This window comes from Nitrospirota bacterium (genome assembly GCA_030645475.1).
Classification (GTDB): Bacteria; Nitrospirota; Nitrospiria; order Nitrospirales; family Nitrospiraceae; genus Palsa-1315.
Genome location: JAUSMA010000060.1, coordinates 56,404 through 80,832, shown reverse-complemented (window position 1 = coordinate 80,832; position 24,429 = coordinate 56,404). Strand labels below are relative to the sequence as shown.

Genomic DNA, 24,429 nt, shown 5'->3' with positions numbered 1-24,429 from the left:
CAGTATACCGACCCAGACAGAATACTCACATCTTATTGATTAAATTGACGCAAACAGTCCGGCTTCCTTGACTCTCTCCGATTCACATTGCTACCATGCACACCATCATGGATCATACGACTGCAGCCGCCCAAGAATCGATGAACGCCTCATCCACCGATCACCAAGAACAGACACCCTTCATTCGCCGACGCCCCGTTCGACTCATGATCTATGCGGGGCTTGGAATATTCATGCTCCTCATGGTGATCTGGCCGCTCATCGTACAACTCAAAGACCCGGACTTTCAAAAACATATCGCGGAACATCGCGTCATGGTCGGTATGTCCAAAGAGCAGGTATTAGAGGCCTGGGGAGGCCCCCAAACCATCAACACCACCTTCACCAAAGAAGGCCTCCGCCGCGAAGAATGGATTTTTGAAGATTGGGAAAATGCAGCGACGGTGAAGCACCGCTATCTCTACCTGGAAGAAGGCCGGCTCATCGGCGGATGGTTTCAAGGGTCCGGCGAACGACTCCCCATTCAAACTCCGTCGAACCCCCATGCCCCGAGACCCCAGCGCTAGTCCGCGCTTACACCTGTGCCGACACGTCACGCACTTCCAACCGCAGCCGGCTCAACAGCAGGTCCGCAGAGAGCCGATCACGCTCGTCGACCATGACACGCGAGTTCAGAATGGGGAGTCCCGGATACAAGCTGCTCACATGTTCGTTCTCAAGCAGGTACGCGATACCGCTTCCCTCCAGCAAACTCGTGACCATCGCCAGCTCACCCATATTCTGCGGCTCCATCAGACAGATCATCGGCATGTCACACCCTCGATACGCACAGAATTGACGAGCGGATACCCCTCGTCTCGTTGCTTTTTTCCCGTATCCCTCTTACACTCAGCGGCTGCTAGGGGGTTTCTGTAATTTGCACGCGGCGTTCTTTGCCCGGGCCGCCCGAAATGGTTAACACACGTTTCCATTCCCGGACCTGATACACGGCCCAGGCATGCGATTGGCCTTTAAAGTAGGCATCAGGGTCTTCCCCGCTGGCGTTGAGAAAAATCGGCTCCGTGAAGCCCTCTTCCAACACATAGTCCAGGAGAGAGTCCGTCACAAAACCTGATCCTCGCAACGACACGTCTGCCAGCATGGACAGAATGTCTTCTGGATTTTGAACCGTCACACGATCCATTGATGTACCTCCGCGTCATCAAATTGTAACGAGCCGCTCAGCAGGAAGGCAACAGACATGACACGTCCCTTGACGAAAAGCCGATTCCGCGAAGAACTCTTGCGACTGATGGACCGCAAGCATCATTGGGCCTGGCCGGCATTCGCCGACGGCACGGTCACCGTCGAGCAGCTCAAGCGCCACTTCCAACAGGAATATGGCGTGTACGTACGAGACTTTCCTGTCTTCCTGGCCCGCATTCACGGCCAAAATCCCCCGGCCACAGTCCGCCGGATGCTCGCAGATAATATTTACGAAGAAGACACCGGTGGGCTCTCGCTGGGCAAATCGCACCCGGAATTGTTCCTGACCATGATGGCAGGCCTCGGATTGCCTGCCCGCGATTTTGACACGGTGCGCCTCCTCCCGGCCAGTCGGCGCTACCGCGCCTGGCTGGACAATGTCTCGAACAAGAAAGACTGGGTCGTCGGAGCCGCGGCGCTGACGATCTTCGTCGAAGGTAGCGTGAAGGACCGCGCCGAAATCGCCGACCCTTCAAAACCCAAAACCGCCGAAGAAATCGAAGCGATTGTCCAGCGCCACCCGCTGGTGAAATACCACGGCCTCTCCCCCGATGCCATGGATCTGATTCGCGCGCACCAACTGGTCGAAGCCGGCCATCGCCACGATGCCTATGCCATGGTCGTGAACTACGCCACCACACGAACGCAACAACAGGCCGTCTTGAGCTGCCTCAAGAAATGCCTCACCCTCTGGCAAGCCTATCGCGATGCGGTAGCCAAGGCCTGTGGACTAAAAAAGACCTAAATTGTGCGTTGGTTGATCTCTCTCGCATTCTTGTCTTTTATCCTTACCATCAGCCATCCGCAATTGGCTATCAGCTCCCTTCCTTCCGACGACATGGCCCTGGTTCCTGCCGGAGAATTCCTAATGGGGAATCCGGCAGGCAGCGATGGTCTTCCGGACGAAGCACCACAGCGCCTCATCTCTACCGCCTCATTCTGGATCGACCGCTACGAAGTCACGAACGATGCCTATGCGCGATTTGTCCAAACGACCGGACATCGCGCGCCGGCGAACGCCAATCCTGCCTCGACCTTGTGGGAAAACAATGTACCAATCTCCGACATCGGCACTCACCCCGTGGTGAATGTCAGTTGGGAGGATGCCGTCGCCTACTGCACCTGGATAGGCAAACGTCTGCCAACCGAAGCGGAATGGGAAAAGGCCGCACGCGGCGCCGATGGCCGCCGCTACCCCTGGGGGAACGAGTGGGATTTCACGAAGGCCAACAGCGCCAGTTATTGGGCCGGTCGCACCATCGACTTTCAGAGCGGAGCGGACTGGGATGCCTTCTGGGTCAAAGGAGAGGGCGCGCAGATTTCAAAAGAGAAGGGCCTCAAAGGCGAAGTCCTCACGATGCCAGTCGGCAGCTTTCCCGCAGGCGTCAGCCCGCACGGACTGTATGACATGGCCGGCAACGTCGCTGAATGGATACAGGATTGGTATAACCCGAACTACTACAAAGAAGCGCCCCTCTCAGATCCTCAAGGACCTCCTCGCGGCGCGATCAAAGCGATGCGCGGTGGGTCCTGGTTGAAACCGGCTATTAGTCTACGCACAGGCGACCGCGACTGGGGCACGATGGACAGTCGTCCAAGCGGCACCGGCATTCGCTGTGCGAAAGATGCGTTCTAAGGGGATGCAAAAAACCGCCGGCGCATCACCGAACTAGCAAATACTCCACCCGTTCAATTCTCACGACCGGCATGATGAGCCCCAGGCCTGCTTCATCATGGGAGAAGTCGTAGACCAGTGACTCCTCAGGAATGAGCCTCCCGATCATCACGATCTCAATCTCGACTTTCTGACCAGCCTCGATCTGTCGACGCAAGCGGTCGTGCTCAACCGCGCCGGGGATCGCAACGAGAGTGCCTGGAAGGTCTTCGGCTTTGAATCGAACCATCCCCCATCGAGTGGACGTGAAGATCGGCCCCATCGCGATGGTAAAGCCGCCAGCCGTTGGCTCATACCGGGAGAGCTCTCCGGACCAGAGAAACGCTACCGTCCATTGGAGCGCCTCCTTTCCTTCACGCTTCGCATCGCGCTCACGGTTCAACATGAACAGCCGCTCGTCGTGCTCGGGATCGTGATGGCCATGCCCATAGACCATCGCCCAGTCAGGCGGGGCGCCATCCAGCGCATCGAGAAACTGTTCAATGGAAGGCGGATCGATCAGGAGATGAGAGTCTGCTGGCAGGATCCGAGGAAGATCCTTCGGCGCAATTGTCAGGAGCGGGCTTGTACCGATGCCCTCTTCTGCCCGTCCCTCCCCGATCGGCCAGATGATCAGGAGAAAGGCGGCGATGACCGACAGCGCCCACATGGGATAACATCACTCCGTTACGGCAGCGACCGCCTTCTCGAAACTCGCACAGAGGGCCGTGACCGCCTGCTGCTCACCCGTCAACACACCACATTCGATCAAGACTGCCAGACGCGGCTGGGGGTCGATGCGGCGCAAGGCCTGGCCGGTCAATCCGCCGGACTCGATCACTTTCTGATAGGTCCCCAGCCACGAACCGGTCACGGCTCGCAGTCCGGCATCGGTTGGTTTCATCCGACCAAGTTTCACCTCTTCGAGCAATTTGGTGAGCGGGTCGGACTGAGAGATGATGGCAATCGCGCGCTGCAGATTCTGCTCGCCTGGTTCCATGATCAATTGGTGGAACAGGAACCGGGGCCACGCGGGTCACCGCAACTTCCGCAGGAACCGCCGCCGTTGCCCGGCAACACCCAGCCATCCGTGCCCCCGACTCCGAACGAAGAAATTTGCTTCTCCAGCTTCGTCGTCTTGCACTTGGGGCAGGCAGCCGGCGTGGAACCATAGACCAACAGCTCGAACCGATGATTGCATTCGCCGCAGACATATTCGAAGATAGGCATGAGTCATACTCCTTTATCTGGGGGGTATTATAAGATCGACCTAGCCAGATCGCAATCAGCGAGGGGTTCTATGTACCAAGAAGAGAAAACCTTTACCTTTCGATTCAGCCTGGAGGCCTCCTTTCCCGACGACTATGAGGGCGACGAAGAGGCACATGCATGGGTGCGGGAGTGGGAAGCGCGCATCAAGCCGGATCTACTCAAGGTGCTCTTCGACTCGTTGCGCCAACACAAGGCCTGGCAACCCCACGTGCGCAATCGCGGAAAATCCCCGGCCGATGAAATTGAAATCGTCCTGTCACGGGACTTTTCCAAACCCCAAGGATTCAGCTTATCGTGACCATGCCCCCGCTTCTGGGCCTGTACCTCCACATCCCCTTCTGCCGCCAGCGCTGCGACTTCTGCTCGTTCTACCTGGAAATCCATCGCGAGGGGCGTGCTGACGCCTTTGTCCGATCCCTCTTGCGTGAGATCGGACTAGCGGCGCAGCAACAGATCGCTGTAGGCCGCCCTGTCCAATCCGTCTATCTTGGAGGTGGCACACCGACGGTTCTGACCGTGGCTCAGCTCATCGCCATCCTGTCCGAGATTCGGAACCGATCCAGCCTCACCTCAGACTGTGAAGTCACCGTGGAAGGCCACCCCTCGACGGTCTCCGAGCAGGACCTTGTTCAACTACGTCAGGCCGGTGTGACCCGCCTGAGCTTCGGTGCAGAATCGATGGAGGATGCCGACCTCCTCAGAATCGGTCGGCCCGGCGCCGTCAGTGAAACCGTCACAGCCATGGCGAAGGCCAGATCCGCCGGCTTCACAAACATCAACCTTGACTTGATGTATGGCTTGCCAGGACAAAGCCTGAGCAGTTGGGAGAAAACTCTGGCCCATTGTCTTGCACTGCAGCCGACGCACCTGTCTTGCTATGCACTCACAGTGGAACAGGAGACGAAACTCGCATCAAATATCCGACTCGAACGGAGTCCCGCACCTGACGAAGGCCTTCAGATTGAGATGGACCAGTCTGCGCAGAGGATACTCTCGGACGCAGGATATGAGCGGTATGAAGTATCCAACTATGCCCAGCCCGGACATGCCTGCCGCCACAATCTGCTCTACTGGACCAACGGCGAATATCTGGGATTCGGCCCCAGTGCCCAGTCCTATCTGGGCGGAATAAGATTCGGCAACGTCGCTGACCTCGATGCCTACAACCGCTCGCTGACAGAAGGCCTCCTCCCCATCGAGGAGCGCATCACACTCTCGAAAGAAGAACAACTTCGCGATGCCGTGATTTTCGGGTTACGACTGATCCAAGGAATTCCCTCTCACAACCTGCATCAACATGCGTTGAACTATGGACACAGTGCTCTCACCGCTCAGTTGCTCGCGCAAGAATTGATCGAACAAGACGGTGAACGCAGCAAACTATCGGCGAAAGGCCGGCTACAGGCTGACAGCATCGCCGAGAAGCTGTACTAGGAACAGGCCGTTGAAAAAACCCGCCAGCTTCGTTCTCGCATCGTTCAGACCCTCAACGTACCACAAGGGTACGCGTCGGCCCTTCACTCGCTGCGGCCTTGCTGGACGGCCTTTTGAGCAGCCTATGGGGAAACACAATAGTTCAGTCTAACCATCATTGACTTTTTTGCTAATCAGAGTGGAAACTGAACGCAGATCACGTCGGAGGTAACATGCCCGTTAATATGGATCCTGCCAAGAAGCGAAGAAGTCAGCCCGTGCAGCCGGAAGCGGTTGCCGCACCAACCGAGAAAGAGACCGCCCCACCGATTCAAGCGGTTCAGTTCGGCCAAGAGACGGAAGAGGATCGAGTGAAGGATCTCGCGGATGCGGAGCTGAAAAATCTGTGGGAAGCCACCGAAGTCATCGACATGGACAAGGTCTAGAAGAAAAGAGCCGATGGCTTATAGCTTATGGCTGATAGTCGGGAGAATCGGACTGTCTCTATCTGAGCTATACGCCATTAGCTATCAGCTCCGCTCTCCCAGCTGCTATGCGGGCAGAAAGAAAAAGGCGATCGAAAGCATCACATAGACTCCAACCAGCATCACCCCTTCCATCCAGTGCGATTCCCCGTCCATCGCGACAAATCCGACGATGAGGACCGAGATGGTCACGGCAGCGACTTCGAAGGGCGTAAAAATCAGATCCAGCGGCGTCCCGAAGAAGTAACTGGCAAACACGAGTAGTGGCGCCACGAGCAACGCAATCTGCAGACTGGAGCCCACCGCAATCCCGTAAGCTAGATCCATCTTATTTTTCAGCGCCACCATCACCGCAGTGGAATGCTCAGCCGCATTGCCCACCAAGGCCACAAGAATGACGCCGACAAACACCTGCGTAAGCCCGAGTTTGTGCGCAGCAGGTTCCAATGCCCCCACCAGCATCTCGCTCATCAAGGCCACCAGACAGGTCGCAACGGCAAGCACGGCGATCGAGGCCTGTTTGGTCCAGGGCTGCTCTCCAAGGTCCGAGGCATCATGCTCCTCCCCGGCAAACAGATGGCGATGGGTCTTCAAGGAGAACAGGAGACTGGCGATATAAATCGCAAACAAGACCATGGCAATGGTAAGACTGAGCTCCCGTTCGATCGCCACACCACGGTCGGCTGCAGTGAAATGGAAGAGCGCAGGAATGATGAGGCCGACAGCAGCTAAGAGTAGAAGACTGGCCCCCGTTCCGGCAGCGGTTTGGTTAAACTTCTGCCGCTCATACTTCATGCCACCGGCAAACATCGAGACACCAAGAACGAGTAAGATGTTTCCCAGGATTGAGCCGGTCAGCGACGCTTTGACGACGTCGTGAAGGCCCTCGCGCAGAGCCACCAGTGCGATAATCAATTCTGCTGCATTGCCCAGCGACGCATTGAGAAGGGCGCCGATCCCGGCACCGACATGAGCCGTTAAATGTTCGGTGGCTCGCCCGAGCAAGCCGGCGAGCGGAATAATGGCCAGGCAGGCCGAGATGAAAACCAGCAGCGGATCGGCTCGAAGCACCTCGAGCGCGATCGTCACAGGGACGAAGATGAGCAGATAATCAAGCCACGACGTGAAGAGATATTTCACGCGCGAAAACTAACATGACTGTGAGACTTTGTCGATGAATCACCGGCAACCACCCCACGCGTTGTTCTACCCCTTCCACCTCTGCCATCCGGAGACCCTGACCAGGCTTCTGACTCGCTTTGCCACCGTGCACTTTCGCGACTTCATGGCGATGCAACTGACGCCCATGACAGGCGTCACGGCCTTTCAAGACCGGATGGGCATGAGTTTTCCAGAGCTCATCGAGTCGGGGCGCCTCATACAAGGGTATGACGTGAGTGGACCGCTCACCTCACTGGTGGCAGAGGCCGTCGACCGAGATCTCCGCGACCCCGTCTGGCGCGCACAATTTCACGCAGCCCTCTGCCGTGACCGCCGTCTTCAGCGTGGACTCTTCGAACCCTCCCATGCGGTTCGCATCGGCGAGACCGTCGTGCCAGGCCCGGCTGCGCTCCTCCATCTCATGGACAATTCGTTCAGAGAGGAACCATTCGACCTCGCGCGGGTAAGGACACTCTCGAAGAGGAACCCGACTCTTGAAGAGGGGTATCTTTTTGAATATGGGCTCGCCCTCGTCAAGACATCCGCCTCACTCGTCTATACGCAAATGCTCGCATTGGCACATCAACTCCAGCCGGCCACAGATTCCCCAGCGCATTTCACACTCTATACGCAATCCTGCGCCCGGGAGAATTGGGTGAGAACCAACCACCTGCTCACGCGAGTCGGCTATTAACCACGACTCTAGGCACAGACTTGCCCCGTCAGCCGTATGGAGAACGGCACTAGCGCGCTCGACCCCGAACGCTTCGCGACGGCCTGCCGGAATAATCCAGGTTAAAAGTTGCTCCAAACTCTGCTACTATTCGCCTTTATGGCAGGCATAAAAACCCCCTTTGCACCTCCCGTCCCGATCGAGACGACCAGTACCGGCACCGGTAGCGGACTCGATGCGCGCGTGATCGTATTCAATTGCGAATGTCACACCTACGAGCAAGTGGTAGGGCTCTTCTGCCAATACATTCCAGGCATGACCAGCTCGAAAGCCTTCGAACTGGCATGGAAAATCGATCATGATGGAGAAGCCATCGTGTTTGCCGGGGGGCTGACACAAGCGGAAGAGATCGCGGCAAAGCTGGCAGGCGGTGGACTACGAGTGGCAGTGCAATAATCGCCCGTCGGCTATTTCTTGCGTTTAGGCTGTGCGGCTTTGACCGGTTGCGCCTTTGCCTTTGGCTTGACCCTCGAGACAGCAGGCTTCGCAGCAACTTTCGCCGGTGCGGCCTTTGCTGGAGCGGGCTTCGTCGGCGCAGTCTTCTTACCATGGCTCCCGCCGCCACCCTTGACAGGCTTCCCTTCAGCGAGCTGGGCCTGGAGTTTGTGCGTGGCGGACGTCTTATTCAGTTTCTGAACCATGTCTCCACTATGAATCCGCACTTGATACAGCTCTAAGAGCTTGCCAATGGCCTTCTGATCGCCCTTCTTCGCGGCGTTCAGCAATTTACGGCGATGGTTCATCTCTTCTTCTTCGGTATGAGAAGCAGCCCGTCGTTCCATGTCCATCCTTTCGTTCTACGTGGAGAGATAGCCCCCGCGCGGCGCGAGTATACCCGAAATGCTCAATTTCTTCTAGCGCCCAAGTGGGAACACTGAGCGAGACTGGCGAGACCAGCCCGGTCTATCTCGTTCATCTGGTTTCTCTGGTTAGTCTGGTTCAACCAAACAAACGAGATTAACCAAATAAACTATAACAACCAGCCACCTCTCACGCCTGCGAGCGCTTGTGGCAGCTTTCGCCCCAAGCGTATACTGCGGTCTAAATCTGGCAGGATGCTCAAAATGGCCGTCAGCAAGGCCGCAGCCGATGGAAGCACCGGAGGCGTAGCCTCCGGGCTACGTTGAGGATGCTTTCGAGGCGAGAACGAAGCTGGCGGACGTTTTCAGCATCCTGCCTATTCGGCCCAACAAGGAGATGACCCCATGGAACAGCAGAAGCCAAAACAAGAAGAAGCCCCAGTCGCCGACGATCCAAAAGCCCGCGAGCTGCTTCGACAAGCCTTCGAGAAGACCGCACGCTGGCCCAAAGACTTCAAGGGGTTCACCGCCGACTTGACCGTCAATGTGAACGGGAAAGAGACCAAGGGACCGGTCATGGTCAAAGGCCCGCGTGAAGTCTCGGTCCAACTGGGAGACCCCGAGGTCCAGAAGTGGGCACAGGAACAGCTTGGCTCGATCGCCGTGCACCGTGGCCCGAGAAGCTTCGAAGAGTCTGACGGCAAATACTCCTTAACGATGGAAGAAGACGGGCATCCCTTCGGCACGAAGCTGAACATTCACGGCTCGAACTCCTTCTATCGTCTCAAAGACAATCGCATCACCCAGATCAATCGCAAAATGGCGCACCCGGGCATGACCCCCTTCGCCTTCACGATCAATGTTGAGGAAAGCTCCCTCACCCAGGATCAGAAGAACCTCACGACAAAATATTGCGTGTACTACTACTCCCCGACCGACGGAAAGCTGAACAACGTGGAAAGCTTCACCGATAGCCACGTGCGTGTCGGATCATCGGATCTGCCGGCCACCCGCCGCATCATTACCTATGAAAACGGGGCGGTCGTCGTAAAGAGCCTCACGTTCACGAATCACAAACTGGTCTAACAAAGGAGCGGCGATAGCCCGTGCGATGACAGCGCGGCCCGCAGGATGGTCAAAAAGTCCGTCCAGCGAGGCCGCAGGTGAGTCGAAACCGGAGGTGTACCCTCAAAGGTACGTTGAGGATTTCGATGAGCTGAGAACGAAGCTGGCGGGCTTTTTCATCATCCTGCTATGGACCTACGGACATCATTCCCCCGCAGCATGAAATTCACGCTGGCGGGCTACGTCCATTTGGCTCGCATGATCGATAAGTGCCGCGCCGTGCTGGCCGGCACGGAAGGCGAATACATCTATCCCTGCCCGATGGATGATCGACTGATGGAATTCGCCGGGATCACGGCCGATCAGTTCACCGCAGCCGTCAAAGCCAATCCCACTGACGACACAGTAGCCCAGTGGTTCAGGAAAACTGCAAAGCCACACAAAGCCTCTGAGCTCGAGCTCTGGAACGATTTAATGCTGACGCGCGGGCCGAGCAGTCCCGAGAAACAACAGTACTTCAACCAGCTGAGAGACGCCGTCGATTCTTCCCGCAGCGACCTCACTGCCTGGTCCGATCTGCAGGACTTGGAAGAAGGCAGGCCCGTTCCTCGACGATCATAGCCCGGGCCGCACATGTGACGTCCGAATAATTCTCCCTCAACGCACCCTGCATCTCTTCAGATTCACGTCTGAATCGAATTCGATTCAAAGACGAATGAACATGACCGCCTGACTAAATCAGACCCTCTCACCTGAGCTCACCGAATCATCAGTCGCATACATCTGTTTGTGGCGCGAGTGACTCCAGAAAATATCGCCAGCCCGCGATGGTCTGCAACTTGCTTATGAAGCGGCATGTCCGATGCTCAGCAGTTCGTACCTGGCTCCGTCCGCCACACCTCATTATCCGGCATGGAATAATAGGTGCACAGATGCTTACCTACACCCTCTCGGTCGAGCGTGAGGAGATGGGATCATGAAGTAAGGAGGACGTGATGCATCGCCCAATCAATCAAAAATATGTGTTCCATCTGTTGAACGAAAGCCGCTGGATCGCCCTTCTTCTTGCCCTGCATGTTCTGGGCTGTAGCTCGGACCCTCCGCATTATGAAGGGGCCTTTTCCGCGAGTCAGCAAGTCAAAGGCAATTCAGAATCGATTTCTGCGCCGGTGGATATGACGTGGGGAGCCATTCTTGAGGTCCTCTCTCAACAGGGCTTTCTGATTCAACAGGCCGATCCGAAGAGCCGGATCATTCTGGCGAATCGGGAAATGAGATCCAAGGAGGATAAGGATCTGTCCCACACGGTCTCCACAACTGTTACGTTGTTCCCCTCCAGCGACCAACTGACCCGCGTCATGGTTGCGGCGAACCAGACGACCGAACTCCATAAAAAATCCTATACCTGGTGGCACTTGCTCTGGATCATTCCCCTCTTTCCGACCGGAACGGAGTACACCACCGTGGTCGTCGAACGCGACACCGTTCGCAGCCCCCAGTTCTATAACGATTTTTTGGGAGCAGTGAAACGATTATGCGAAGAAAAGAAATGACCGTCTCAATCCACACCTGTGCCCTCATCGATTGAGCGAGCCTAGATCAATGCCAGGCAGTTTGGGCAGCCCAAGAGTAATCACCAAGACCGATACCGGAATAACAAGACTGCACCGACCTCGTCGCTTGACCTGACCTATTCCAGCAGCTCCTAGCCCTTATACATATCGTGCGAGTACAATAGGATCTCCTCCAGCCTGCGCCAAGCCGGGGACCGGCGTAAAACGATGGATGCGAATGGTCTATTGTCACGGAATTGGAAAATTGATGCAGACCTTTCCGATAACCGCGCCGCTTATGACATGGCCGCTTCTGGCTCTGACCGTCGCGCTGGCAGCCTGTGGCAGCATAGATCCCGGAACAACCTACCTGGCGACAAATAGGACGGGCGAGAAACTTCGAACCAAAACGATCGTCGGAGCAACCGTCCCTGCCGGTTGCCCCACAACCCCGGCCTCGCTTCCGACTGGTCCGAATGGATTTACCATCACGTACCAGGAGCCCTCCACCAATGCGACCGGTTCTCCGCTCACCAATCTCCTGCTGACCTCCATCTATCTCAGCTCGCCTAAGGGCCAGACCCAGGTCATTCGCATCTGGACGAACGACCCCCGAGGGGGAGGAACCGTCATCATTCGAAATATCATCCCGCCTGCACCTGAACTCAGAGTCTGCGTGACCGCCACCAACATCGCAGGACAGGAATCGTCCCCGGTGTCCCAACCCCTGCCAAAGTAGACGCGCGCCACACCCAACCTGCACGTGCCTCGATTCACGCACATCCTGTCATGGCACGACGGCTCTCCTGAGCTCATCAACGGAGAAGAAGGGGAAGGAACCTTTAGAAATGATGCCGGTCGTCCGATAAGAGAAGGACGAGCGACAGACTCCCTCTGCCCGATGCATCCATTCAGATGACTCGGCAGTTGGCGAACTTTCAGATACATCTCAGGAATTCACATCGATGAAACGAGTGGTGATCGAGGAACTCTTGCCGGATATGATCCTGGTCAAACCCGTGACCAATGCCAACGGACTTCCCATCGTAGCAGTCGGGACCATCCTCGACGCGTCCATGATCGAGCGCCTCCAACGGATGGGAACGACCTCGGTCTATGTGGAGGGCGATGCCGGGGGCGCCGGTGGAAAAACGCTGACGGAGCTGGAGGCTGAACTCGATCATCGGTTCCGGCATGTCACGCAAGACTCTATCCAACAACTCATCCTCAAGACTCTCCGGACACATTTGCATGCCACGCATAGCACCGCGTCGGCAACAGAGGGGCCTGCGACAGCATGACCACATTCAATCCGACAGACCTGCGCAACCGGATCGAGAAACTCGGAGACCTGCCGACGCTCCCCCATGTCGTGCAGCGGCTCGCCGCCATGATCGGCAGCCCAACGGTCTCGACCGAAGAGATCGGCTCAATCATCGAAAAGGATCAGGTCCTCGCGGCCAAAGTCCTCCGGCTTGCCAATTCACCGTTTTATGGATTCCCCTCCCGCATCAGTTCGGTGGCCCATGCGGTCATCGTCCTGGGATTCAATGTCGTGAAGGGCCTCACCCTCTGCGCCTCGGCGCTCAATATCATGAAAGACGCCGGCATGGATCAGTTATGGCGCCATTCCCTAGGCGTCGCCATCACGGCCAACCTCCTGGCAGCCAGACTGGAAATCAAGAACCCCGAAGAACTGTTCGTCGCAGGCCTGCTACACGACATCGGGAAAGTCGTCCTCTACGTCAAATGGGCCGATGTCGGAGACCAGATCAAAGAGGCCTACAAAGTAGGAGGCGATCGGTCACTCTTCGACGTGGAGCAGGAACTCACGGGTCTCTCACATGCGGAGATCGGCGGCTACCTGGCCAATGCCTGGCATTTACCGGTCACGCTCCGCGAGCCGATCCTCTACCACCATGCACCGACGCTCGCCAAAGAAGCCACGGTGCAAACGGCCATCGTCCATGTCGCCGATATCCTGGTCAAAGGCCTGGCTTGCGGAAACCCGGGGGATGACCTCATCCCGCCGCTCTCGAAAGCAGCATGGGACATGGTGGGGCTCGATGAACAGACGTTGGCGGACTATATCGCCAAGGCCTCAAGCGAGTTTGCCACCATCGACGATTACCTATGAACCCCTCCCTACCAGGACGGCGCATTCTCCTCCTGCACAATGAACTCGCCCCTACCGTCACCTTGACCTCGGCCTTGGAGAAAGCCGGTTTCCAAGTCGTGGAAGGCAACCTCCCGGACCTCGCGCTGCACGAACTCGTTCACGATCCTCCCTGTCTCATCCTGGCAACAGAAGGAGCCGGGGGCCATTCGGCGGAAACACTCACGCGAAATCTCAAGCACGATGCCTTCCTCGGACGACTGCCGTTGATCCTCTTCGTCCGGGACAGCCGACTCAACGATATCGACTGGGGGGAATTGGGAGTCGACGATTTCATCACGATCCCCTATCGCCCTGAAGACGTGGTCCACCGTGTGCGCCTCTGCCTCAGCCGCCTAACCCGTTCGCTCGATGCCAACCCTCTCACCCGGCTTCCAGGCAACACCACCATTCTGTTCGAAACCACCGCCAGAATTCAGAGCGGTCAGCCCTTCGCCTTGGCCTATGTCGATATCGACAATTTCAAATCCTTCAACGACCGCTACGGCTATGGCCGTGGAGACGAAGTCCTCATCGTCGCCTGCCGCATCCTCACTACGGTAGTGGGAGAACTCGCCGGCGCAGAAGGATTTGTCGGCCATGTCGGAGGAGACGACTTTGTGTTCATGAGCCGGCCCGACCGCATCGACGCCATCTGCCAGACCGTCATCAAACGCTTCGATCTGGTGATACCGGACTTTTACGACCGTGACGATCGCCTCAAGGGCTATATCGATTCCGTCGATCGACGAGGCAACAAAGAGCAGTTTCCGATGATGAGTCTCTCGATCGCCGTCGTGACCAACGAACGCTGCCCCATCACCCATCCGGGAGATGTGAGTAAGATTGCCTCCGAACTGAAGAAGCGCGCCAAGGCGCTAAAGGGCAGCGTCTACGTCAAAGACCAGCGCGGCCTAGCCGGCGATGCGCTCGATGCGAATACCGTACCTTCACAGGAAGACGACGCCACTCCAGCAGAGCAGCAGAAACAATAACCAACCCCACCTCATAGCCAGATAGCCCTGCAAGACTGAGCATAGGCTGAAGCAACCCGCCCGCCCAGCACCTGTGCAGCGTATCTCGTGTCTTGATAGGAGCTGATGGCAGAAGAGCGCCTCTGAAGAGGGTTTCAGGGATGCCGAAAAGGAATTACGGTCATGGGGAAGAAGGAGTGAAGAGGCGCCTGTTAGAAGCGAGAGAACCTTGTCCGGCGTTTTCGCAAACCTGAGTAGCTCTTCCGGCTGATGAGTGAATAGGACATGGTGGGAGTTGGGACGGTTTCCATGCTGACGCCAATCAACAGTCGGCCGAGGATCACCGTCGTCGCGATGAAGCCACTGCTACTGACCCAGCTGCTCAAAGACTGTGCGTCAAGCAAAACACTGGTCAGGTTGAGCAGCCAGACACCGACTCCAATGGCCACGAGATACGACAACTTCGTCGTCTCAGCGACCCTGAGGGCGATCGCCACACCAACCGCCCCTGTGAGTAGCGCGAGCAGAGGGAAGCCAATGTGATCGGTCTGGGGCGTGATCCCGTTGATGGCAAACACCAGTCCCGCCACAAAGGTGGTGCCATACACAATGGCAACCCCTCGAAGAATCGTTCGCCATGCCATGGGTTGGTTCCTGTCCGCCATAGGGCACAGGATACGAGCATGGCAGAACGAACCGCTATCCTACGAAATGGGGGGGAAGGATGGGATGGAGGCTGATGATCTTCTGTGCTCGCGGAACGCGCACGATGAGAATGTGCTCGTTCGACGCGCGCAGTGGAAGATCAATCAGCCCCCATCCCTAGGGGGAAGGATAAGTAAGCTCGGAAGGAGGGAAAGACACAGGTCCGGATCGGGTCGCCGACGGTTAGGGCGCCGTGGTCACTTCAAACGCTTTGGCGACGAGTGTTTTCTCTTTCATCCGCTTCACCAACCCAGCATAGGCCAGGTCGCGGATAATGCTGGTGAACTGCGCATGGTAATTACCGACGAGGCTGGCTCCATCGATGACCACATCGTAGACGAGCCAATTGCCGAGCCGGTTCGCCAACCGGAAATCGAGGAGCGTATCCATCTTGGTGCCCGTCAACCTCGTCTTCACTTCGGCGAACTGTTCCTCGCGCTGTTCGGACAGATAGACCACCTGCTCGCCTGCATACGAGTCGATCCTCCCGGCAAACGTGTCCCGGAGTAATTGCACGAAGAGATCGACGAATTCCCGCCGTTCGCTGTCCGTCAAGTCCGTCCAGGGCACGCCCAACGCACGTTTCGCCATCTCTTCATAACTCACTCGATCCCGGACCACCTGCTCGATCATCTGACGTCGTTCCATGGAGCGGCTCGGCTGCTTCACCTCCGCATTGTCGAGGATACGAACCACTTCAGAGATCGTGCTCTTCACGGACTCCGTCGGGGTCAGCTCAGCAGCCAACGCACCAGTGCCGGGCAACGTCAGGAGTGCCACCAGCCCCGTGATCACCGCCCAACCTGAGCCCTTGCGCGATTCGAGACTGCGAGAACCCTGACTGACGGCTTTGTCTAATATCTGTTCCATGTGATGGCCCTCCTCAATCCTGTCGGCATATGCCTGTCTCTGCCCACTGACATACAGCAAGACCCATGCTGGACAGCCAGGAGGAAAAGCCCTCCTGATCCGACGAGAGAAAAACCAACAAAGCCATGGACATAGAGCCTGCCGAGAGGAGCGGCTTTCTAAGGATAGGTGCCCAAGGTCGCTAGGCACTGTGGCAGAAGGAGCACAAACGAACCTTACTGTCGCCCAATCGCTTCAGTGCCTGGAGCAAATGGAAGGCTGGTTTCCAGCGCCTCCCCGTTTGGCCAATCCAACAGATCTCGCTTCAATGGAACAGGACACGCAGGATAGGGCAGCGGCCAAGACTCCAGTGAAAGTGGACTGGCTGCTGTATGTACAGTGTGCGCACGTTCTAATTATAGTGAAACCATCCATAGGAAGGTGTCGCATGAAGCATTCGGAAACCAGACCCGTGGGGGGACAAGGGCAAACCATCAACCTCCGCGCCAGTCATAAACAGAAGACCTTGATTGACCGGGCTGCGGAAATGCTTGGCAGGAGCCGGTCAGACTTCATGCTGGACACCGCATGCCGGGAAGCGGAAGCCGTGCTGTTGGATCGGCGCTACTTTGCGCTCCCTACAGAGATATTCGAACGTTTTACCGCCCTGCTCGACCGCCCTCCCGCGCGCAATCAAAAACTTCGACGTCTCCTTCGAACCAAGGCCCTGTGGGACAAATGCTTGACGGCCTTGAGGCCATCAAGCCGCCCGAGAAATTAACCACCACACATGACCTCGCGAACTTTGATTCAGGCGAACCAGCATTAGATGATTGGCTGCGTCGGCGCGCCCTTCACAACGAGGCCAGCGGAGCCTCACGCACCTATGTGGTCTGTGTCGGGAAAACCGTGGTGGGATACTACACGCTCGCCGTTGGTGCGGTGGCACATGCGGAAGCACCTGGGCGGATGAAACGCAATATGCCTGACCCTTTGCCGGTCATGGTCCTCGGACGACTCGCAGTCCATACCAGTATCCAGCGTCGTGGTATCGGCAAAGGGTTACTGCGTGACGCAATCCTGCGCACAGTGCAGGCCGCGGAGATCGCCGGTATCCGAGCGATTCTTGTCCCTGCGATCTCGGAGCCCGCCAAACGGTTCTATGAGGAATGCGGATTTACAGCCTCGCCCATTGACCCCCTGACGGTGATGTTGCCCCTTGCTGAGGCCGAAAAGATCTTGAACGCCACAGACTGAGGCTCCTCACACAGGCCACGGAAAATCTCTGTGGCCACGCAGTTCGCTCCAGGCTTTGCCGACGTATTCCACTCCCACACCAGCCAGTTTGCCTGCAGACTGACTCCCCTCCCCTACATGTTCCTACATACAGACATCGTGCGGTGCCGAGCTAGGTGACTGATGTTGTTGAACATTTATCGAATCGACTGAAGGCACGACTGTTGCTCCTTCAGACGATATTACATGTTCGCTGTCCGTCGAGACCCTTCATTCTGAATCATCAAGGAGCATCACCAATGTGGGACACCAAGAAACCCAAGAATAAGCAGACCGATGCCGAGAACTTTACCGTCCTGGGTAAAGACGTCACGTTCAAAGGCATTGTCTATTTTGAAGGCACCGTCCAGCTCGACGGATGCGTGGAAGGCGAGATTCACACCACGGGGGTGCTCGTCGTCGGCGAACATGCGGAGATACGGGGAACCGTCTCGGTCGGCACGTTACTCAGCAGCGGGAAGATTCAGGGCACCGTAGCAGCGGTCGACAAAGTACAACTTCTCAAGACCGCCGTGCAGATCGGCGACGTGCATACCCCGGCCTTCTCGATCGAAGATGGCGCCTATTTCAAAGGCTTCGCAGACATGGGCCCCGGCCCTAAGGCCGAAGAATCCACGCAGCACAGCAACGGGATGCCCAATCAGACCATCCGGCACAACAACGCAGGCCTCCGCCTCACGGAACGGGAATCCGATTACAAGCAGCTCGCGCACAACATCGAGACAGACGAACTCGTTCACTGACCCATCGCTACCTACCCACCGCAGCGCCGCAGGCCATGAAAATCTGCCATCGGCGCCATTCCTTCCTTCCCGTATCCCGCTGGGGATAAGAGCGTATGGCAAGAGGGGGAGAGACAGGCTCGACGGTCTTCTGCGCTCGCGGAACACGAGCAAGCGAGCAATCTACCGGCCTTCACAATCCTCATTCATAGGAACCGCTCAAGAAACCCCTACCAGACTATTTCGCACTATTCTTTGCGCTCTGCGGGGCTCTGAACTACAGTCGTCTCATGCGATTGCAATCTTCAACCGCATCGAACGGAACAGCGCAAAATTGACATCCCCCCGTGACTCCAGTAGGCTTTGATCATGACAACCGCGACAAGCCATCCATACATTGTCTGCACCGAGGACATTCTCCACGGAGCCCCCATCATATCGGGTAGCCGCACCCCGGTGCGCGCAATCGCCGAGCTCTGGAAGTTCGGCATCGCCCCTGAAGAAATCATCGGGCGTCTCCCCCACCTCACATTGGCCCAGGTCTTCGATGCCCTGAGTTACTATCAGGAGCATCGCGAGGCGATCGACGAAGACATCCGTCGAAATCGCGTACCGGCCGAGAAAATTCACCCCCGCCTCCAGTAACCGAGCCCGCGCTCTTCATCCGGCTCTACCTCGACGAAGATGTGTCTGTTTTTCTTGCACAACTGCTGCGTCCCCACGGCTTTGAGGTGCTGACCACGCGGGAGGCCAAGAATCTTGGATGCTCCGACGAAGCACAACTGCAATTTGCAACAGCCCGTCAGCACACCATACTCACCCATAATCGTTGCGACTTCGAACAGCTGCATGAAGCAGCGCTCCGAGACCAACGGCCCCATGCAGGCATTCTCATCGCCAGCCGCCGCGCCTCAGACTTCGAACTCGCCAGACGGATCATGACCGTGCTCGACACATTCACCGCCGAAGAAGTCACCAACCAGCTCTTCTACGTCTAATAATCCCGCAGCGATCATTCAAAAGGTAACTATCCGCAGTTCAGACTCCTTAGCCTGCTTCACGCGACGGCTGACCGTGGCCTTATGCACGGCGAAGTGGCCCTAATTGCATCGAGCCGATACCCGTATTATCGATAGGCCGTATGGATGAGAGGGTGGCGATCGACCACATGAGCGAGGAAAGTCAGAACCTGCGTGCGGTCATGACCCTCATTCGCGAGGCTATGGAGGGTTCTTCTCGCCTTGCTACCAAGGCCGGAAGCTAATGGGCACAAGGCGAAGGAGAAGAGCCTGTTTCTTCCCAAGAGCGCACAGCTGATGGCGTATCGCGTATGGCAAGAGGGAGGGAGAGAGACAGGCCAGACGGTCTTCTGTGCTCGCGCAACGCGCGAGGGATCGTCTATCTAGGTGGCTTGTCTTTCTGGTCAGCCTGGTTCTGTTGGACGAATCTCCAGTCCGACCAACCAGACAAACCAGACAAACCAGATGAACGAGACAGACCAGATGAACCAGCATTCGGTCGATGCGCGCAAGATGGGAGCCCACCAGGCCGCCCCTCTGATCATGGAGGGAAAAATGGAAATAGCGTTCGGCAAACTGTCCCACATGGGCATAGACCGGCTGCCGAGGAAAACGTAGAATGTCTCTGTTTCCTCCCATGTAAATGCTGTCTTCAAATGCCTGACCACAATCCAACACTGAAACCATTGCCCGATGATCAGACTCTACTAGGCATTGCCGGCCTTCCTCCTCATCTACTAGGAGACCCCGGGCGACAGGCTGTCTACTCCATTCAAGGAACCGTCTATCAAGCCTGGTGTTCAATTGATGCCTGGCTTCGGCTAAATAATGCCGACGAAGCAATCTACTTGGAATGCGCGGAAGACTTCGATGTTGTTAAGCCCGGCAGTGCTATTGCTGTGCAAGTTAAGAAGAACGTAGGTTCTATTTCGTTGGGCAACAAGAAGGCTCGCGAGGCGCTGGAGAACTTCTGGACACTGTCCTGCAATGAACCCACGCGTCAGATAGATTTCCACTACCTTACGACCAGCTCTATTGCAATGGAGGAGGACTCAAGCTTCGATGGTCTCAAGGGCATTGAGGCTTGGCGCGCTGCGCAGACGAATTCAGAGTTAGCTGCCAAGATAGCGGAGTATTTAAAAGTAAAACTTCCTGCTGGCAGTTCTTTGCGGGCGTTTTTAGCAGACGCAACTATTGATGATGTCCAGCAGCGACTCATTAGGCGATTTTACTGGTTCATGGACCAGCCAGACCTTGAAGGGGTCAAGCGTAGCGTTAACAATCGCATCGTTGTGCTCTTGGCAAGCCAGGGACGCCCACCGTCTCTCTGCTCACGCGTTCAAAAGTACGTTGTTTCCCATTTTTGGGAAGCAGTACTAGACCCATTACCTGCCAAAAGATGCTTGACTCGTGGCGAGTTGTTGAGACAGGTCGAAGCGGCGATTACTATTAATTTGCCAATACCAGTTGAACAGCTGCTAGACCTTATAGGTAACGCACATCCTGGCTTGAATTTACTCAAACTTTTAATTCTCAAATCGCCACGCCCCCCTAATCCACTCCTCCGTAGACCAGCGCTCACGCAGCACCTGGAAGAATTGGTCAAACAACGCCGAGTCATCTTGCTCACAGGGACAGTCTATAAGGGCAAGACTACTCTCGCACAGCTTGTCGCTTCGACATTGTGCCCCGAGGCATGGTGGATCAACCTAACCGGGCGTTCCCTGGGCGAGGCAGACATCGTCCTCCTCGCGCTGGCTGGTCAAATTGAAAGTGGGGAATGTCCAAGCCTGGTCGTTGTCGATGACATGGACATCAGTCCGACTGCTCACCGTGTCTATCGAGACTCGCTTGAGTTGGTGTTGCACCGGGCTAACGCGACAGGGCGTGGCGTCATTCTTACTGCGCAGGGTGCCTCTAGCGATTCGGCTGTCGTTCAAGACTTCAACAATATCCAAGTTCTTGATGTGCCCGAGCTGAGCACCGAGGAAACAGAGACATTGTGCCTCGAGCACGGTTGTCCAGAAGCACTTTCAAATATCTGGGGTACTTTCGTAAAGATCTGGACAAGGGGTCATCCAAAACTCGTCCAGGTTCGGTTGGCTGAACTCACCACCCGCGGCTGGCCTAAGCCTAATCAGACTGATTTGACCACGCAATCACCGGCTGTGATCTCCGTTCGTCAAATGGCTCAACAACTACTAAGTGAGTCAGTGTCTGGTCCCACAGCTGAGTTTGTCTACTTAGCCTCAGAATGCACCGTGCTAATGCATCGAACAGTTGCGATCCGACTGGCTGAGGCCGTTGAGGGGCTGACAAATGCCGGGGATGTACTCGACAAGCTCACTGGAAAATGGATTGAGAAGATCGAGGGGCAATGGTTTCGCACCACTGCGCTGCTTCAAGGAGTTGCTGCTGACGTCTGGTCCCCTGAAAAGTGCAAGCAAGCGCACATTCGCTTGTATGTCGCTATTCAAGCCAAACAGCCCCTTGACCCATCTGAGGCAGCAGCACTTCTCTATCACGCATTCATTGCTCAAGACCGCGCACGGCTAGCTTACACAGCAATGCACCTCCAGCTGATCGCAAAGGAGGATGCCGAGCGCGCGGTTGAAAGGCAGCTTCTGTGGCTGCCTCTTATCGCACTGGAAGCTGGCCAATCTATCATCGACGATGTGATGATAGGGCCAATTCTCCGACGATTGCAGTTTCAGGCTGCTTCGACATTGGACTCTGATTTTCTCCCTCAAATTTGTGAACGTTGGGCAGACGACATCGAACGGATTCCGTCGCCTGAAGCTAAATCCACTATGCTGGCGATCATGTGGTCCTCCATTGGATTTTCACAGAGTCTCAAGGTGCCGCTCAGACCTCGCCTTCAAGCTATCGCTGGTATTGAAAGACTACCAGACGATTTGCAAGAGCTTCAGGCTGATAGGACACGAAACCTCCTAGGGAAGGACGATGTGGCAGCGTCGGGCTTGCCCGCTAACGGAACGACAGTCCAGATGATGTTTCTTTTCGCAAACCGGAGCTTTCGCAACATAGCGAGTCTCGACGAGCTATTGCAGTGGTTAGACAACGTGGCAACAGATGACCTTCGTAAACAGTTTGATACGATGTTGGAATGGCCGGTTGTGCAAGATTTAGGCGCATTCGTACAGGGTGCGTGGGCTGCCAAGCATGAGGAGACCACAGACTGGGAGCCTTGGCTGACACTCTTTGAGCGAGTGGACGATTACGCTAAACGCCGAGATTCAGCTCGATTTGGTCAGGAAGCTGCTAAAGCCAGAGCGATCATTCTCTCCGAGTCTCTCGATCGGAGTGAGGATGCGTTGGTTGTGCTGGATAAGGCTGACGCGGCCTTCGGGTCTTCGGCCGTGGTCCTGGAACAACGAGCCAATGTCCTCTTCCATAGACAAGATGATGAGGCGGTTCTAAAGATCTGGCACCAGCTGACTTCCGCCCAAGCTAGCAAGGCTGTGCTCGATCCGTTCGCATACCGACGAGCGGGCGTTAGCGCTGCTCGGCTTAAGCAGTATGGTGATGCAGAGCGAATCTTTCTTGCAGCCGCCGACTCCATTACTCCTGGGTCTTTCGACCTCACTAAATTTGGCCTGCGAATGGATGCCGCGCTCGTCGTATCCCTCAAGGGCAACCAACCTACTGCGGCAAGGATATTGGTTGAGGCGGTCCTAACATTACCTCCCGAAGCAGCTGATGAAGGTGATACCCGGTGGGACGCCGTGCAGCGAATGACCGTTGAGGTCTGCAGAATCATCAGGAAGGCCTATTGGAAACAGGAGGGGGAGGAGTCACGGATTCGGCCAGGAGATGCAAGCTCCCCCATCCTGAAAGCTCCCAAGGTTGAACCAGGGCAAGCTGCCCGCAACGAAATGACCAGGGCTCAAGTGCTACTTCTTGCGACTACTCTAGGAGTAGGGCCGTCCTCCATTACCACTGAACTCGAAACCTTGGCAGGCTCGAGGTATCTCCTTGTTCGATGGTTCGCGTCGCAAGCACGCCTTGCGTTATTTTACGCTGCTGGTGCTGAGGTCGGCTTCATTCAGGCATTGGTGGATTATGAGACAGCAACAGCTGACCTTTCACTTAGACAAGAAAACCTAAATCCGCTGGAGCCCGACACAGGACCAACATCGAATCTGACGGTCTTACCTGAGCGATGGTTTGGTCTGTTGATTGCAGGCATCGTCTGCAGCGGTCCTTACTTGACTGCCCACCTAGAGGGATGGCTAGAAGAAAGCAGAAAAGAACTCGGAAACGATGCTGTATTAACTAACGCCGTACGGTTGCTTCTCGAAGGGGCTTCACGCCAAGCAGATCTTCTTGAGGCAACTGTTCAGGACACAGCGAACCCAGGGACCGTACGTTGTGGAGCCGCAGCGAAGCTACTGTTGAGCTTGCCAGGTGCTACCATAACCCTGCGGCTGCAGAATTTCCTTGTTTCAGCAATGATCAGTGACTCGAGCGTCACACGCCAAGAACTCTTCAACCTCCATGTTGCGAGACGCTTCGCAGGTTCCTGGCATGCACAAGCAGAGAATCGCTTCCAGTTTTCCTCTCCTCGCACATCTGTACCTGCATTGCTCCGAGTAGTACATGATGTTGAGGCCGGGAATGGAACCTTGAGGAAGCTGCTTCAGGCAGCTGCAAATGCCCTCGATCAGCCCTTGGGCAACTTCATCGAACACGTCCGCTAGCTTGATTCAGGGATCAAGAGTTTCCGGAGACTCTTTTTGGCCAGAAAAATGGTTGGGAGTCTTTTCTCGGCTGAATATCCATCGCTATTCTATCAACCATCTCCCTTGAGGGCGGGCTAGATCGTCTCCCACTGCACGCGGCCTCTCAATCCCCTACTCCATTTTCAAGAGTGACCTGGTCAATCCTCGATTGCGCACGTCGAACGAGCACATTCCTATCGTGCGCGTTCCGCGAGCAGGAGGACGACCAGGCTGCCCTTCCCATCCGATTCCAAGCTCGCTCATTCTCTCTTAGGGATGGGGGCTGATTGATCTTCCACTGCGCGCGTCCAACGAGGGCCTTCGGAGGCCGCGCGTTGCGCGAGCACAGAAGATCATCAGGCTCCATCCCTCCTCTGCTTCGGGAGCAAAAAAGCTCCTCAATCCCTTGCGCAATCCCGCTGGTCTAATAAGCAGATTTCAATTTTCTCTACCTCTCTTTAGAGGAGTGGCTGAGGCTGCCCTTTACTGCGCGCATCGGACGAGCACCGTTTCATCGTGCGCGTTCTGCGAGCAAGAAGGGCACCTGGCCACTCCTCCTGCCCCTATGCTCTTGTCTCCGTCGCTG

Annotated in this window: 31 protein-coding genes; 22 read left to right on the top strand and 9 right to left on the bottom strand. The window is 56.2% G+C overall.

Annotated elements, in window-relative coordinates:
• Positions 1–107 precede the first annotated feature (107 nt).
• On the top strand, positions 108–566 hold the full coding sequence (locus Q7U76_10660) for a hypothetical protein (protein MDO8356839.1): 459 nt from the start codon (positions 108–110) through the stop codon (positions 564–566).
• Positions 567–573: 7 nt separating this feature from the next.
• Here the strand turns inward: Q7U76_10660 and Q7U76_10655 are convergent, their stop codons facing one another.
• The gene (locus Q7U76_10655; protein MDO8356838.1) at positions 574–810 is read right to left on the bottom strand and encodes a DUF2007 domain-containing protein; all 237 of its coding nucleotides are present in this window, start codon (positions 808–810) and stop codon (positions 574–576) included.
• Between the two features lie 88 nt (positions 811–898).
• Positions 899–1,183 carry a hypothetical protein gene (locus Q7U76_10650; protein MDO8356837.1) on the bottom strand — a complete coding sequence of 95 codons (285 nt, stop codon included), beginning with the start codon at positions 1,181–1,183 and terminating at the stop codon, positions 899–901.
• A 57-nt stretch (positions 1,184–1,240) separates the two neighbouring features.
• Here Q7U76_10650 and Q7U76_10645 point away from each other — a divergent pair, with 57 nt between their 5' ends.
• Complete coding sequence (locus Q7U76_10645) at positions 1,241–1,990, top strand: iron-containing redox enzyme family protein (GenBank protein MDO8356836.1); 750 nt, start codon at positions 1,241–1,243, stop codon at positions 1,988–1,990.
• 3 nt (positions 1,991–1,993) lie between these two features.
• Entirely contained in the window at positions 1,994–2,881 is an 888-nt protein-coding gene (locus tag Q7U76_10640) for a formylglycine-generating enzyme family protein (GenBank protein ID MDO8356835.1), read from the top strand.
• A gap of 25 nt (positions 2,882–2,906) precedes the next feature.
• Here Q7U76_10640 and Q7U76_10635 read toward each other — a convergent pair whose 3' ends face one another.
• From Q7U76_10635 to Q7U76_10625, 3 genes are read right to left on the bottom strand one after another with little or no spacing between them, the layout of a single operon-like run.
• Positions 2,907–3,569 (bottom strand): hypothetical protein, encoded by a 663-nt coding sequence (locus tag Q7U76_10635; protein ID MDO8356834.1) that lies wholly within the window; start codon positions 3,567–3,569, stop codon positions 2,907–2,909.
• A 9-nt stretch (positions 3,570–3,578) separates the two neighbouring features.
• Entirely contained in the window at positions 3,579–3,899 is a 321-nt protein-coding gene (locus Q7U76_10630; protein MDO8356833.1) for a hypothetical protein, read from the bottom strand.
• 2 nt (positions 3,900–3,901) lie between these two features.
• The gene (locus tag Q7U76_10625; protein ID MDO8356832.1) at positions 3,902–4,129 is read right to left on the bottom strand and encodes a zinc ribbon domain-containing protein; all 228 of its coding nucleotides are present in this window, start codon (positions 4,127–4,129) and stop codon (positions 3,902–3,904) included.
• Between the two features lie 70 nt (positions 4,130–4,199).
• Here Q7U76_10625 and Q7U76_10620 point away from each other — a divergent pair, with 70 nt between their 5' ends.
• The 3 genes from Q7U76_10620 to Q7U76_10610 all read left to right on the top strand — a co-directional run bounded on the left by Q7U76_10620 (position 4,200) and on the right by Q7U76_10610 (position 6,030).
• Entirely contained in the window at positions 4,200–4,469 is a 270-nt protein-coding gene (locus Q7U76_10620; GenBank protein MDO8356831.1) for a hypothetical protein, read from the top strand.
• A gap of 2 nt (positions 4,470–4,471) precedes the next feature.
• Positions 4,472–5,605 carry a radical SAM family heme chaperone HemW gene (hemW, locus tag Q7U76_10615; protein ID MDO8356830.1) on the top strand — a complete coding sequence of 378 codons (1,134 nt, stop codon included), beginning with the start codon at positions 4,472–4,474 and terminating at the stop codon, positions 5,603–5,605.
• Positions 5,606–5,817: 212 nt separating this feature from the next.
• Positions 5,818–6,030: a hypothetical protein gene (locus tag Q7U76_10610; GenBank protein MDO8356829.1), complete on the top strand. Its 213-nt coding sequence runs from the start codon at positions 5,818–5,820 to the stop codon at positions 6,028–6,030.
• A 105-nt stretch (positions 6,031–6,135) separates the two neighbouring features.
• Here Q7U76_10610 and cax read toward each other — a convergent pair whose 3' ends face one another.
• Positions 6,136–7,209: a calcium/proton exchanger gene (cax, locus tag Q7U76_10605; protein MDO8356828.1), complete on the bottom strand. Its 1,074-nt coding sequence runs from the start codon at positions 7,207–7,209 to the stop codon at positions 6,136–6,138.
• 34 nt (positions 7,210–7,243) lie between these two features.
• Here cax and Q7U76_10600 point away from each other — a divergent pair, with 34 nt between their 5' ends.
• Entirely contained in the window at positions 7,244–7,924 is a 681-nt protein-coding gene (locus Q7U76_10600) for a hypothetical protein (protein ID MDO8356827.1), read from the top strand.
• 138 nt (positions 7,925–8,062) lie between these two features.
• On the top strand, positions 8,063–8,359 hold the full coding sequence (locus Q7U76_10595; protein MDO8356826.1) for an ATP-dependent Clp protease adaptor ClpS: 297 nt from the start codon (positions 8,063–8,065) through the stop codon (positions 8,357–8,359).
• A gap of 11 nt (positions 8,360–8,370) precedes the next feature.
• Here Q7U76_10595 and Q7U76_10590 read toward each other — a convergent pair whose 3' ends face one another.
• Positions 8,371–8,745: a hypothetical protein gene (locus Q7U76_10590; GenBank protein MDO8356825.1), complete on the bottom strand. Its 375-nt coding sequence runs from the start codon at positions 8,743–8,745 to the stop codon at positions 8,371–8,373.
• Positions 8,746–9,168: 423 nt separating this feature from the next.
• On the opposite strand from Q7U76_10590, the gene Q7U76_10585 reads away from it, so the two are divergent.
• From Q7U76_10585 to Q7U76_10555, 7 genes are all read left to right on the top strand, one after another.
• Entirely contained in the window at positions 9,169–9,849 is a 681-nt protein-coding gene (locus Q7U76_10585; GenBank protein ID MDO8356824.1) for a DUF3386 family protein, read from the top strand.
• 168 nt (positions 9,850–10,017) lie between these two features.
• Positions 10,018–10,449, top strand: a complete 432-nt coding sequence (locus tag Q7U76_10580) for a DUF5069 domain-containing protein (GenBank protein MDO8356823.1) — start codon at positions 10,018–10,020, stop codon at positions 10,447–10,449.
• Positions 10,450–10,823: 374 nt separating this feature from the next.
• Positions 10,824–11,381 carry a hypothetical protein gene (locus tag Q7U76_10575; protein MDO8356822.1) on the top strand — a complete coding sequence of 186 codons (558 nt, stop codon included), beginning with the start codon at positions 10,824–10,826 and terminating at the stop codon, positions 11,379–11,381.
• Positions 11,382–11,679: 298 nt separating this feature from the next.
• Positions 11,680–12,120 carry a hypothetical protein gene (locus tag Q7U76_10570; GenBank protein ID MDO8356821.1) on the top strand — a complete coding sequence of 147 codons (441 nt, stop codon included), beginning with the start codon at positions 11,680–11,682 and terminating at the stop codon, positions 12,118–12,120.
• A 226-nt stretch (positions 12,121–12,346) separates the two neighbouring features.
• Positions 12,347–12,682 (top strand): hypothetical protein, encoded by a 336-nt coding sequence (locus tag Q7U76_10565; GenBank protein MDO8356820.1) that lies wholly within the window; start codon positions 12,347–12,349, stop codon positions 12,680–12,682.
• The gene (locus Q7U76_10560; GenBank protein MDO8356819.1) at positions 12,679–13,518 is read left to right on the top strand and encodes an HDOD domain-containing protein; all 840 of its coding nucleotides are present in this window, start codon (positions 12,679–12,681) and stop codon (positions 13,516–13,518) included. The genes Q7U76_10565 and Q7U76_10560 overlap by 4 nt, the downstream gene beginning before the upstream one ends.
• Complete coding sequence (locus Q7U76_10555) at positions 13,515–14,531, top strand: diguanylate cyclase (GenBank protein MDO8356818.1); 1,017 nt, start codon at positions 13,515–13,517, stop codon at positions 14,529–14,531. Before Q7U76_10560 ends, Q7U76_10555 begins: the two co-directional genes overlap by 4 nt.
• 191 nt (positions 14,532–14,722) lie before the next feature.
• Here Q7U76_10555 and Q7U76_10550 read toward each other — a convergent pair whose 3' ends face one another.
• Together Q7U76_10550 and Q7U76_10545 are read right to left on the bottom strand one after the other, a co-directional pair.
• Positions 14,723–15,154, bottom strand: a complete 432-nt coding sequence (locus Q7U76_10550) for a hypothetical protein (GenBank protein MDO8356817.1) — start codon at positions 15,152–15,154, stop codon at positions 14,723–14,725.
• 244 nt (positions 15,155–15,398) lie between these two features.
• On the bottom strand, positions 15,399–16,085 hold the full coding sequence (locus tag Q7U76_10545; protein ID MDO8356816.1) for an ABC transporter substrate-binding protein: 687 nt from the start codon (positions 16,083–16,085) through the stop codon (positions 15,399–15,401).
• 427 nt (positions 16,086–16,512) lie between these two features.
• On the opposite strand from Q7U76_10545, the gene Q7U76_10540 reads away from it, so the two are divergent.
• The 7 genes from Q7U76_10540 (at position 16,513) to Q7U76_10510 (ending at position 23,822) form a co-directional block, all read left to right on the top strand.
• Positions 16,513–16,845 carry a DUF1778 domain-containing protein gene (locus Q7U76_10540; protein ID MDO8356815.1) on the top strand — a complete coding sequence of 111 codons (333 nt, stop codon included), beginning with the start codon at positions 16,513–16,515 and terminating at the stop codon, positions 16,843–16,845.
• A complete protein-coding gene (locus tag Q7U76_10535) occupies positions 16,803–17,321 on the top strand; it encodes a GNAT family N-acetyltransferase (GenBank protein ID MDO8356814.1) in 519 nt (172 codons plus the stop codon). The genes Q7U76_10540 and Q7U76_10535 overlap by 43 nt, the downstream gene beginning before the upstream one ends.
• A 278-nt stretch (positions 17,322–17,599) precedes the next feature.
• A complete protein-coding gene (locus Q7U76_10530; GenBank protein MDO8356813.1) occupies positions 17,600–18,103 on the top strand; it encodes a polymer-forming cytoskeletal protein in 504 nt (167 codons plus the stop codon).
• A 348-nt stretch (positions 18,104–18,451) separates the two neighbouring features.
• Positions 18,452–18,727, top strand: a complete 276-nt coding sequence (locus Q7U76_10525; protein ID MDO8356812.1) for a DUF433 domain-containing protein — start codon at positions 18,452–18,454, stop codon at positions 18,725–18,727.
• 17 nt (positions 18,728–18,744) lie between these two features.
• The gene (locus Q7U76_10520; GenBank protein ID MDO8356811.1) at positions 18,745–19,080 is read left to right on the top strand and encodes a DUF5615 family PIN-like protein; all 336 of its coding nucleotides are present in this window, start codon (positions 18,745–18,747) and stop codon (positions 19,078–19,080) included.
• A 486-nt stretch (positions 19,081–19,566) separates the two neighbouring features.
• Positions 19,567–19,719 (top strand): hypothetical protein, encoded by a 153-nt coding sequence (locus tag Q7U76_10515; protein ID MDO8356810.1) that lies wholly within the window; start codon positions 19,567–19,569, stop codon positions 19,717–19,719.
• A 38-nt stretch (positions 19,720–19,757) separates the two neighbouring features.
• Positions 19,758–23,822 (top strand): hypothetical protein, encoded by a 4,065-nt coding sequence (locus tag Q7U76_10510; protein ID MDO8356809.1) that lies wholly within the window; start codon positions 19,758–19,760, stop codon positions 23,820–23,822.
• Positions 23,823–24,429: the final 607 nt, after the last annotated feature.